This is a genomic window from Bradyrhizobium ferriligni (assembly GCF_056837965.1).
Genome location: NZ_JBXEJO010000009.1, coordinates 118254 through 129749, shown reverse-complemented (window position 1 = coordinate 129749; position 11496 = coordinate 118254). Strand labels below are relative to the sequence as shown.

Below are 11496 nucleotides of genomic sequence, written 5' to 3'. Positions count from 1 at the left end.
GCGCCATGCTGAACATCAAGATGTGCTCAGCGGCGAGCTGCCGCTGAATCAGGCTCACTGCCCATCCTTCTGAATTGCAGCCAGCACGAGGTCGACTGCTTGATCGCGTGGGCACGCGGCAGGCCAAATCTGAACGTCGCCGTCATCGGGGATCACACGAACTAGACGGATTTCAGTAGCCGGCCGAATAATCATAAGAATCGCTTCTGAGCGAATTGTTTCTTACCAGAAATCCAAGGCCTGTTTGGTGAGTTTAGGAACAGGTCCGCGTGAGCACTGGGAGATCACGAAAAATCTTGTCATCATCATTTTGAGACGATTGCGATGCGAGGGAGGAGCCGCCTTGGGCCGATGGATAACCACAATCAGTGTTTTCCAGTGATGGGATGCAGCTGCTTGTTCGCGCAGTCCAACCCGAGCCCACCTGTTGTCCCGACGTAGCGAGAGCCTTGGTGGCTCTCGCCCGCAGTCTGGTCTAGTCGGCCGATAGAGGGGCGCCGGTCAAGGACCAGCTTTCTCCGTCGAATGTCGCAATCCGCAGAGTTCTGAAGGGCGTGTAGTCTCCGGGCCCGGTGCTGATCGCGACGCCTGGGAGCATCATCGGCAATCGTTCGCCATTCAGCGAGGTGGCCTGCTTCATGAGGTTCTCCCGGGTCAGGTCGTCGCCGCACTTGCGCAGAGCCAGCTCCACGGCGTGCACGTTCATGTAGGCCACGAGCACAGAATAGTCGTCCGGATTGGCTGAAGGTGCGTACGCCTTCAGGAACTCCTTGTAGGCCTTGACCTCCTCATCATTGGCCCAGGCTGGGTCGCCCGGTTGCTTGAGGAATTGCGTTGTGACCAGTCCCTTCGATGCTTCGAGGCCCGCGGGCTTCAGGATAGTTTCGACCGATGCGGTCGAGCCGCCGATCACGTGCAGCGGCTTCCAGCCGAGCTCGTAAACCTTGCGGATCGATTGCGCGGCGGCCTTCGACGACGACTGCTCGATCAGGGTGTCGACGCCGGCGGCCTTCAGCTGGACGATCTGCGAGTCGATCGTCGGATCGGCGAGTTCGTAGGAGGCCTGGGCGACGATCAGCTCGGCCTTCGGACCGAGGCCGGCGCGGAGGCCCTTCAGGTAGTCCTTGCCATAGTCGTCATTCTGATAGAGGACGCCGATCCTGGCGTCCGGCTTTGCCGTCAGGATGTATTTGGCGACGACGCGGCCTTCGGTTTCGAAGTCGGGATAGAGCGGGATAGTCCAGGGAAATGCCTTGGGATCGTTGAAGCGGCGTCCGCCGGCCGTGATGAACAGCTGCGGCACCTGCTTGGCGTTCAGGTACTTCTGGATCGCGACGTTGGGTGCGGTGCCGATCGTGCCGACCTCGGCCAATATGCCGACGTCCTCGATCAGCTTGCGCGATTGTTCGACCGCTTTTGGCGCGCTGTAGGCATTGTCGAGCTGCGTGAAGTTGATCTTGCGGCCGTTGATGCCGCCTTTGGCGTTCAGCATCTCGAAGTAGCCGACCACCGCCCGCCCGGCGCCCGCGCCGAACGCGGATGCGGGGCCACTCAGCGGCGTCGATTGGCCGAGCTTGATCTCGGTATCGCTGGCACCGGGACCGTAGGCTTTCTGAGCATAAGCAGGTACCGCCAGCAGTGCTGACAGCGCGCCGGCCATCAACGCCCGGTTCATGATATGGTTCAAGGTCGTCCCTCCCTGTAATTGTTTCTTCTTGAAATCGATCCGCGCTATCGCAGCAGCTCGCGGGCGATCACCACGCGCTGGATCTGGTTGGTGCCTTCAAAAATCTGGGTCAGCTTGGCATCGCGCATCATGCGTTCGACCGGATAGTCCATCGTGTAGCCATAGCCGCCGAAGATCTGGACGGCATCCGTCGTCACCTTCATGGCCATGTCGCTGCCGACGCATTTGGCCATGCTGGCGAGCACGTTGAGGCGCTTCCAGTCGCCAGCATCGCCGGCGCGGGCGCATTCGTAAACCAGTGCGCGGGCCGCCTCGATCTGCATGGCCATGTCGGCGAGCATGAACTGCACGCCCTGGAATTCGGCGATCGGCTTCTTGAATTGCTTGCGCTCCTTGGCGTAGGCGACGCAGGCATCCAGTGCGCCTTGCGCGAGGCCGACGGATTGCGCGCCGATGGTCGGCCGGTTGAGGTCGAGCGCGCGCATCGACGCGCGAAAACCCTTGCCTTCCTCACCGACGAGGTTTTCGGCCGGGACCCGGACATTGTCGAAGAAGATCGGCGTGTTGGGCGCGCCGCGAAAGCCCATCTTGCGCTCGTGGCGGCCGAACGTGATGCCCGGCATTATCTTCGGCTCGACGATGAAGGCGCTGATGCCGTCCGCACCGGCGCCGTCACTGGTTCGCGCCATGACCACGATGTAGTCGGCGGCGACACCATAGCTGCACCACTGCTTGCGGCCGTTCAGGACATAACTATCGCCGTCCTTGCGAGCGCGGGTGTTGAGCGCGGCGACGTCGGAGCCGGCCTGCGGCTCCGAGATCGCGATTGCCGTGACGACGCCGCCCTCGGCGATGATCGGCAGATACTTGTTGCGCTGCTCCTCAGAGCCGAAATGCAGCAGCGGCATGATGAACATGGTGTTGAGCGCGGCGATCGACGCACAGGCAGGGGAGACTTTCGAGATCTCCTCGCGCGCGATGCAGGCCATGGTCAGGTTGCCATTCGGGCCGCCATAGCGCTCCGGCACCCAGAGCTGCATCAGTCCCATCTCGCCGAACAGCTTGACCAGTTCGAGCGGGAAGCGGTCGGTTTCGTCGATCTCGGCGGCGATCGGCGCCACGTGCCTGGCGACCATTCTGCGCACGTTGTCGCGGAACGCGACCTGCTCCTCGGAAAAACTCATGCGAACTCCCGTTTCGTTTTCTTTGCCGGAAGCCAAAAAAAGGGCTTCCATTGAATGGGTGATCCATTTAATAATTCACCGCATGAGCACCAAGTCAAGCCCTCGCGCGCCGCAGCGCTCCCGTGCCGCCTCGCCGAGCCGCCGGGAGCGGGCCACCGATCATCGTGCGGCCGGCTCCCCGGCCGCGCCGACATTCAAGCCAATTCACACCAGGCGGACGTTCGAGGAGATCTGCGAGCGGATTCGCGAGCAACTGGCGCTCGGCGTGCTGAAGCCCGGCGACAAGCTGCCGGCCGAGCGCGAACTGGCTCAGCAGCTCGGCGTCAGTCGGAATGTGCTGCGGGAAGCATTGCGCAGCCTCGAAATGGCCGGCGTGCTGCGGCTGCAGAAGGGCGTCAAGGGCGGGGCTTTCATCCAGCAAGGCGACACCCGCCGCATGAATGAGGTCATGCGCGACATGCTGAGCCTCGGGACGATTTCGGTGCGGGAATTGTCGGAGGCGCGGGTCCACGTCCTCGACCTCGTGGTGCAGCTGGCTTGTGCCAATGCCCGCCGGGCCGATCTCGATGCATTGGAAGCCAATATCGAGCGGACGGAGCTTGCGACGAAGGAGGGGCGGCTGCTCGACCGGGTCGAATGTTCGCGCGAGTTCTACAAGTTGCTGGCGGCCTCGACCGGCAACAAGGTGATTGCGATGATCGTGGACTCGGTCACCGAGATCCACATGCGCTTCGTCTACGCCAAGGTCGCTTCCAGCGGGGTCGCGATGGCACGGCTGGCCGAGAAGCGGCGGCAGTTCCTGGCGGCGCTCAGTGAGCGAAACGTGGCGCTGGCGAGCCGGCTGATGCGGTCGCACCTGGAATCCGTGCAGCGCATGCTGGAACAGGACCCGGGGGCCATGTCGCTTCACGTCGCATTGGCTGACGTGCAGCCGGGCATGCGCCGGTAGCGCGAAGCTACGCGAACAAATCAGCACTCAATCAGCAATAACAATGGAGGCAAACGTGTCCAATTACGCCAAGTATGAATGCCTGACGATCGAGGTCGCGGACAAGGTCGCGACCGTGACCTTGAACCGCCCGCAGGCGCGCAATGCCATCAATCAGAAGCTGATCCGCGAGTTGCGCACGATCTGGGACGACCTCGCCGACGATCACGCCGTTAATGCCGTGGTGCTGACCGGGGCGGGCGACTTCTTCAGCGTCGGTGGCGACGTCAAGGCGATGTCCGAGCGGCCCGGCGGCGACGTGCTCGAAGAGGGCGAGGTACACGATCCCATGATCAGCCGCCGCGGAGTCACCCGCCAGCTCGAGCTCGACAAGCCGATCATCGCGGCGATCAATGGCGATGCCATCGGCCTTGCGGCGACCCATGCGCTGCTTTGCGACATCACGGTGATGGCGGAAGACGCGCGGATCGGCGACACCCACGTCTCGCGTGTCGGCCTCGTCGCCGGCGACGGCGGCACAGTGATCTGGCCGCTGCTGGTCGGCATCAACAAGGCCAAGGAATTCCTGATCCGCGGCACGCTCCTGAAAGGAAATGAGGCGGAGCGGATCGGGCTGGTCAATCATGTCGCGCCGCGCGCGGAGGTGTTGGCCAAGGCCCGCGCGATCGCGGTCGAGCTCGCGAACGGTCCGACCTGGGCCATTCGCTGGACCAAGCTGTCGATCAACCAGATCGTCAAGGAGCGCGTCAACATGCTGCTGGAGGCGTCGATGGCGCTGGAGCAGGTGACGTTCGAGACTGCCGACCACAAGGAAGCGACTATGTCGTTCAAGGAGAAGCGGAAGCCCAGATTCGGCCGGGCATAGCGCGGGCCTCACCATGGCGGCGATCGAAGCGTCGAATGACGATGTCGCAGGAATGCTGCGCGATTCCTTGCGCGGTTTCCTGGACGAGCATTGGCTTCCACTCGGTTTAACCGCATCGTCCTCGCCGGACGAGGTGTCGGCGATCTGGCGCAAGCTCGTTGGGCAGGGCGTCGCCGCGCTCGGTGCGAAGAGCTGTGAAGGCGGGCTCGCAGAAATCCTCGTCGTCATGGCGGAACTCGGCCGGGCCGGCTGCGCGGCGCCGATGTGGTCTGCGGCGCTCGCCAATCTTGCGATCTCCGGATCGCAGGTCGACGTCGCGGTGGATCTGCTGGAGCGGCTGCAGTCCGGGAAGGCGACCGTCGCCTTCTCATTCGGTGCGCTGGATCCGGACGCCGGCACAGGAGCGGTTGAGGTCACGGACCTCAAGGCAAAGGGCGTGCTTCGTTTTGTCGAGGCTGCCGGAGGCGCGACGCATCTTCTGGTCGTTCTAGACCAGGCCCAGCTTGGGCTGATCAATCTTGACGATCCCGGTGTCGAGTGCGTCGCAACCCGCGCGATGGGAGCGCGGGGGCTCTATGAGGTCCGGCTGAACGAAGCGCCGCTCACGCGCATTCCCATAGATGCAGTCGATCTCGACCATCTCCGTATCAAGGGCAGAGCGATGTTGACCGCGCGCGCTTACGGCGCGGCGCGGCGTGCCTTTGAGCTCGCCGTGGACTACGCCAAGGAACGGCACCAGTTCGGGCAACCGATCGGCAGTTTCCAGGCCATCCAGCACAAGCTTGCAAACTGCCTGATCGCGCTCGAGGGCGTCAGGCTGGTCCTGCAGCATGTCGCCAGACTGCATGATGGCGGCGACGACGATTGGCGCTATTTCGCCGATTGCGCATCGGCGTTCTCCGGTCATGCGCTGCGGCAGGTGTCGCTGGAGGTCCAGCATACGTTCGGTGCGATCGGCTATGCCGAAGAGCACGAGGCGCCAATCCACTTCAAGCGCGTGCATCTCGATACGATCGCGCTCGGCGGCGCCTCGGATGCCAAGAGCAGGCTGGCAGCGCGGCTGCTGGATGCGGGCGGCGTCGGGCTGCCGCAATACGACCTCGGGGCCGCCGGAAATGCGCTTCGCGAGCAGGTTCGGCTCTGGCTCGTGCAAAACTGGAGCGGAGGCACGAAGGCGGCGTTCGACCAGAGGCCGTTCGCCAAGCGCGAGTTCGATGCGCCCTTCGCCCGCGATATCGGCGGGACCGGCTGGATCGGCCTCGGATGGCCTGAGCAATTCGGCGGCCAGGCGCGCTCGCCGCTGGAGCAGATCGCCTTCATGGAGACGATGGAGCGGGGCGAGGCGCCGCGGATCGGTGCGGCGATCCAGGCCAATGCACTGATGATGTTCGGCACGGCAGCGCAGCAGCAGAAATACCTTCCGGAAATCCTGCGTGGCGAAGCGATGCATGGCATGGGCTACAGCGAGCCGCAGGCAGGGTCGGACCTTGCGGCGCTGCGCACCAGTGCGGCCAGGGACGGCGATCACTGGGTGATCAACGGCCAGAAGATCTGGACCACCACCTGGTGGGGGAAATACATGTTCCTCGCCGCGCGGACCGACAAGGACGCGAAGCCGCCGCACACGGGCATCAGCATGTTTATCGTGCCGATGGATGCGCCGGGCATCACCATCCGTCCGTCTGCGACCATGTATGATGGCACGTTTGCCAACATCTTCTACGACAACGTCCGCATCCCCTCCGAGAACCTCGTTGGCGAGGTCAATGGCGGTTGGAAAGTGTTGACCGGCGCGCTCGCCTTCGAGCGCGGGCTGGTTGGTGGCGGGATCGTCCTGAAGGTCGCGCATGCCTTCGAGCAGCTGCGTTCGCATGTGATGGCGAAGCAAGGCGATCGGTCTCTCGCTGATGATCCAATCATCCGCGACAGGATGGCGACCTTGGCGTCAGAGATCGAGATCGGCCGTCTCTTGATGATGCATTGCGCCGAACTTGTCGCCGACGGCGTGACGCCGCCGGAATATGGCGCGATCAGCAAGGTGTTCTCCGGTGAGCTGATGGAGCGCTTCGGCGAGGCTGCGCTTGACATCCTTGGCATGCGTGCCGCGCTGTCCGAGCAGATGCCGGGCGCGATCGACAACGGTCGCTTCGAGCAAAACCTGCGGCATTCGCTGATGTGGGTCATAAGCATCGGGACCAACGAGATTCAGCGCAGTCTGATCGCGCAACGCGCGCTCGGGCTGCCGAGATAGGAGAGATCGGATGCAGAAGGATAGCGACAGGGCGCCGCTCGCCGGCGTGCGCGTGCTCGATTTCTCGATCATGGTGGCGGGGCCGTATTGCGCGCGGCTGCTCGCCGACGTCGGCGCCGAGGTCATCAAGATCGAGCCTCCGGAAGGCGACGACATGCGGCTGCGAACGCCGCTGCGCGAAGGCCACAGCACCTATTTCGGCCAGCTCAATGCCGGCAAGCGTAGCCTGGCGCTGGACCTGAAGAATGCCGACGCCATCAGGCTCGTACATCGAATGGTCGCGGAGGCGGACATTCTCGTCGAGAATTTCCGCCCTGGCGTGATGGACCGCCTTGGTCTTGGCTACGAGACGCTTTGCGAGATCAACCCGCGCCTCATCTATTGCTCGATCTCGGGTTATGGCCAGTCAGGCCCAGCGGCCGAGCGCGCGGCCTATGCGATGATCGTCCATGCCGAGAGCGGATTCGATCACTCCCTGATGCGTTATGCCGGTGACCGGGAGCGTCCCGCGCCGGGCGCGATTTTTGTCGCCGATATCCTCGGCGGCATCTTCGGCTATTCCGCGATCCAGACCGCGATGGTCCAGCGTACGCGCACCGGGAAAGGACAGCGCGTCGATATAGCCTTGATGGACTGCATGCTGAATCTGCTGGTCTATGAGCTTCAGGAAGCGCAATTCCCGATCCGTTCGCCGCGCCCGACGTATGGGCCAGTCCGCACGCGCGATGGCGATATCCTGATCGCCCCGGTCACGCCGCGTAATTTCGCGGCGCTGTGCGAGGTGACCGGGCAGGAAGAGCTGGTTAACGATCCGCGCTTTTCGACCATTCCAGCGCGCGGCGCCAATTGGACCGCCATGATGCAGGTGATCGAGAAATGGACCGAACGCCACACCGTTGCTGAATGCATCGCGGCGCTGGATCGCGCCGGTGTTCCCTGCGCCGAGTACCGGACGCCGGGCGCGGCGCTGACCGATGCCCATTTGCGCCAACGTGGGGTGTTTGGGACCGTCTCGGACGGGGCCGGTGACTTCGTCGGCGTCAATGCGCCATGGCAGATGTCCGGGGCCGATACGCCGATGGGACGTCAAGTTCCCGGGATCGGCGCGCAGCGGGACGATGTGCTGTCGCGGATCCTGGGCCTGTCGCCGGACGCAATCGCGACGCTTGCCGCTGCAGGTACGTTCGGGAAGGTGCAGGCGTAGGGCCGCTGGACGCCGGCGATTTCAGGTATCGGCCGGACTGTCCGGCGGCGGAGCCTTCGCGATCGCCAGCAGGCATTTCAGGAAATGCGCGCGGTCCTCCTTGCGAAGGGGGGCCAGCATGATGTTTTGCAGCTCGGCGGCGGCCGGAATGACGGCGAGAAGCGCATCCTCGCCTTTAGCCGTGATTTGCACCTGGAGCGAGCGGCGGTCGTCCGGATTGTCTTTCTTCGAGACCAGTCTGCGCGCAACCATGCGCTTCAGCATTTCGCTGAGCGTGTTGCGGTCGCAACTGATCCGGTCCGCTAGTACGGAGGGGGTTAGGGGACCTAACTGATACAGCGCCATCAGCACACCGAACTGCCGCGGCGTGATATCGCTCTGGCGCGTCATGCTTTGATAGAGCCCGTCGTAGCGGGCCTCCAGCAGACGCAACAGGAATCCGACACCACCCTCGAGCTGCCAGTCGCGTGCAACGTCTGCCGCCGAGGTTGTCTGCTTGCCTTTATCGGCTGCCATGCCGTTGTCGGATCCCAACTGCGTTCTGCGAATTGCGTCCTAGCCGTTAGCAGCTTGGCTGATCGTCCTCAACCCTGTGGCGAACCACGTCACCAGCCTCTTCTGAGGGAGACAGGGTCGCCCTCGGCTCTTGTCAGCCTTCCGATGATGTAGTACGTATACGTATCAAATGCGATGCGAAGACGTCGTTCAGGGAGGTTGAAACTTGGACCTGCGTGAGCTGCTGTCGATTCCCTATTTGCTTGAGGCGGAGGCGGTCGAAACCGAGCCGGGGCAGTGGCGGGTTCGCCTTGCCTATCCGGAGCTGCCGGGGTGCACGGCGGAAGCCGCCGTCGTCGAGGAGGCTCTGCGCGAGCTCGAGCGGCGGCGCATTGAATTGATCGTCGGCCTGGTGGAGGAGGGCAAGCAGCCTCCGATCCCACGCAAGCCGCTCACCGCATCCGATCCGCTTTGGACCGCTCACGATCTCGGACTGTCTGACCGTGTCGCCACGCTTCTCGGCGGCGCGGCGGGCCCGGCCACACGCAATTGAAGGAGGCAAACCCATGCTCTCGCGCGAAGACAATGAACGCCTGGTGAGGGTCGGCAAGGGCACGCTGCTCGGCGAGCTCTTTCGCCTGTACTGGATTCCCTTCCTGCCGTCGGCGGATCTTCCCAAGGACGGACAGCCGAAGCGTATCCGGCTGCTCGGCGAGGACCTGGTCGCTTTCCGCGATACCGAGGGGCGCGTCGGGTTGGTCGACCAGGCCTGTCCGCATCGCGGAGCGCCGCTGATTTTTGCGCGAAATGAGGATTGCGGGCTGCGCTGCGTCTATCACGGCTGGAAATTCGACGTCACCGGCGCCGTGACTGACATGCCGGCAGAGCCAGTGCGCAGCCGCCTCAAGGAGCGGGTGCGGATCAAGGCCTATCCCTGCAAGGAGCGCAACGGAATGATCTGGACCTATATGGGTCCCGACCAGGCCGAGCTTCCGCCGCTGCCGAACCTCGAATGGAATCTGGTGCCGGCCGAGCAGGTGCACATCTCGGTTCGCGTCCAGGAGTGCAATTGGCTGCAGGCGGTCGAGGGAGAGATCGATTCGGCGCACGCGCCGCTGCTTCATGGACGGCTGGATGCGCAGGGCACGACGAGCGCCTGGATCCAGAAGCGCGACCTGCGCCCGACCTTCGAATGCATCAAGCAGGATTTCGGCATGAGCATCGCCGCGCGGCGCAATTACGATGCCAACACGCTGTACTGGCGGGTCAACCAGTTCCTGCTGCCGTTCTATACGCTGGTGCCTCCGCTGTCGCCGTTCCCGGATTTGAGCGGGCACGCCTGGGTGCCGATCGATGACGAGAACACGCTCTGCATCATGTTCTCCTATCATCCCTCGGAGCCGCTGCTGGAGAAAACCCGGCAGGTCTTCGCCGAAGGGCACAAGGGCCGCGAGAGTGGTCATGCCAGCCGCCACGCGCTCGTCCAGCACCCGGTGACGGTCCCGTACGCAGGCTACTGGACGAAATATAATCCGAACAACGGCTTTCAGTTCGACTATGAGGCGCAGCGGACCACCTGGTTCTCGGGCCTGCCGGGGCTCTGGGTGCAGGACGGCGCCTGCCAAAGCGGCGTCTCTCCGATCTTTGATCGTACCAAGGAGACGCTCTGCTCAAGTGATACCGGCATCGCGATGACGCGACGTTTCATTCTTGAAGCGCTTGGCGCCTATCGTGATCACGCGATCAAACCCAAAGGAGTCTTGGACCCGGACGTGTTCATGGTGCGAGCGGTCTCGCTGCGGTTGCCGCCGGAGGATTCTTGGGTTGACGTCGGCGCGCCGTTCATGCGCGCGAAGCTTGGCGCCGATTTCGGGTACGAGCTGTGAGCGCATTCAAACATACGGCTGGTACGATGGAGGTCCTGGTCAAGCGTATCGGATATGAGGCTGAGCGGATCAATTCGTATGAGCTGATTGCCCCGGCGGGCGGCGAACTGACGCCGTTCACGGCCGGGAGCCACATCGACCTGCATCTGCCGAACGGCATGATCCGCAGCTATTCGCTGGTAAACGACCAATGCGAGCGGCACCGGTATGTCATCGCGGTGAACAGGGATGGCGAGAGCCGGGGTGGATCCAGTTTCGTCCACGACACCGTCAGGGTCGGGAACATCATAAGGATCTCCGAGCCGCGGAATAACTTCGCGCTCCATGAGGAGGTCGACCATTCTGTCCTGATCGCCGGGGGCATCGGCATCACGCCGCTGCTGTCGATGATCCGACGGCTGGAGGCGCTTGGACGTCACTGGGAGCTGTTCTATGCCGCGAGGACGCGCGCCGCTGCCGCATTCCTCGACGAACTCGGCACATATCGATCGAGGGTACATCTCGATTTCGACGACGAGCGATCGGGACGGGTGTTCGATCTCCCGGCGCTCGTCAGGAATGCTCCGCCTCGCGCGCATCTCTACTGTTGCGGTCCGGTGCCCATGCTCGAGGCGCTCGAGGCGGCGACGGCCGGTCGCCCGGCCGATCACGTACATGTCGAATATTTCAAGGCCCGGGAAGCGCCAGCCACCGAAGGTGGCTTCGACGTCAAGCTGGCGCGAAGCAACCGCACCATCGCGGTCGAGGCCGGCAAGACCATCCTCGATGCGCTGCTGGAGGCTGGGATAGCCGCGAACTATGCCTGCACCGAAGGTGTCTGCGGCACCTGCGAGACGCGCGTGCTCGAGGGCATACCCGATCATCGCGACCAGTTCCTGAGCAACGATGAGCAGGCGGCGAACAAGAGCGTCATGATCTGCTGCTCGGGCGCCAAGTCCCGAACGCTAGTGCTCGATCTCTAACACAACAACATAC

10 protein-coding genes are annotated in these 11496 nt (G+C 63.4%); 7 read left to right on the top strand and 3 right to left on the bottom strand.

Going from position 1 to position 11496, the window contains the following annotated elements:
- Positions 1–475 precede the first annotated feature (475 nt).
- Both AC1VNY_RS07545 and AC1VNY_RS07540 read right to left on the bottom strand, forming a co-directional pair.
- Positions 476–1675 (bottom strand): ABC transporter substrate-binding protein, encoded by a 1200-nt coding sequence (locus AC1VNY_RS07545; RefSeq protein ID WP_482404725.1) that lies wholly within the window; start codon positions 1673–1675, stop codon positions 476–478.
- Positions 1676–1731: 56 nt separating this feature from the next.
- A complete protein-coding gene (locus tag AC1VNY_RS07540; RefSeq protein WP_482404702.1) occupies positions 1732–2871 on the bottom strand; it encodes an acyl-CoA dehydrogenase family protein in 1140 nt (379 codons plus the stop codon).
- A 22-nt stretch (positions 2872–2893) separates the two neighbouring features.
- On the opposite strand from AC1VNY_RS07540, the gene AC1VNY_RS07535 reads away from it, so the two are divergent.
- Genes AC1VNY_RS07535 through AC1VNY_RS07520 form a run of 4 tightly spaced genes read left to right on the top strand, consistent with a single transcriptional unit; the run spans position 2894 to position 8140 of the window.
- On the top strand, positions 2894–3820 hold the full coding sequence (locus AC1VNY_RS07535; RefSeq protein ID WP_482404701.1) for a FadR/GntR family transcriptional regulator: 927 nt from the start codon (positions 2894–2896) through the stop codon (positions 3818–3820).
- Positions 3821–3875: 55 nt separating this feature from the next.
- The gene (locus AC1VNY_RS07530; RefSeq protein WP_482404700.1) at positions 3876–4685 is read left to right on the top strand and encodes an enoyl-CoA hydratase/isomerase family protein; all 810 of its coding nucleotides are present in this window, start codon (positions 3876–3878) and stop codon (positions 4683–4685) included.
- A gap of 13 nt (positions 4686–4698) precedes the next feature.
- Positions 4699–6936, top strand: coding sequence for an acyl-CoA dehydrogenase family protein (locus AC1VNY_RS07525; RefSeq protein WP_482404699.1), 2238 nt, complete (start codon positions 4699–4701; stop codon positions 6934–6936).
- A gap of 10 nt (positions 6937–6946) precedes the next feature.
- Positions 6947–8140 (top strand): CaiB/BaiF CoA transferase family protein, encoded by a 1194-nt coding sequence (locus tag AC1VNY_RS07520; RefSeq protein ID WP_482404698.1) that lies wholly within the window; start codon positions 6947–6949, stop codon positions 8138–8140.
- Positions 8141–8161: 21 nt separating this feature from the next.
- Here the strand turns inward: AC1VNY_RS07520 and AC1VNY_RS07515 are convergent, their stop codons facing one another.
- Positions 8162–8656 carry a MarR family winged helix-turn-helix transcriptional regulator gene (locus tag AC1VNY_RS07515; protein WP_028342819.1) on the bottom strand — a complete coding sequence of 165 codons (495 nt, stop codon included), beginning with the start codon at positions 8654–8656 and terminating at the stop codon, positions 8162–8164.
- A gap of 205 nt (positions 8657–8861) precedes the next feature.
- On the opposite strand from AC1VNY_RS07515, the gene AC1VNY_RS07510 reads away from it, so the two are divergent.
- Genes AC1VNY_RS07510 through AC1VNY_RS07500 form a run of 3 tightly spaced genes read left to right on the top strand, consistent with a single transcriptional unit; the run spans position 8862 to position 11483 of the window.
- Positions 8862–9188 carry a type II toxin-antitoxin system HicB family antitoxin gene (locus AC1VNY_RS07510; RefSeq protein WP_028342818.1) on the top strand — a complete coding sequence of 109 codons (327 nt, stop codon included), beginning with the start codon at positions 8862–8864 and terminating at the stop codon, positions 9186–9188.
- Positions 9189–9201: 13 nt separating this feature from the next.
- Positions 9202–10521, top strand: a complete 1320-nt coding sequence (locus tag AC1VNY_RS07505; RefSeq protein WP_482404697.1) for a Rieske 2Fe-2S domain-containing protein — start codon at positions 9202–9204, stop codon at positions 10519–10521.
- Positions 10518–11483, top strand: coding sequence for a PDR/VanB family oxidoreductase (locus AC1VNY_RS07500; protein ID WP_482404696.1), 966 nt, complete (start codon positions 10518–10520; stop codon positions 11481–11483). Before AC1VNY_RS07505 ends, AC1VNY_RS07500 begins: the two co-directional genes overlap by 4 nt.
- Positions 11484–11496 lie beyond the last annotated feature (13 nt).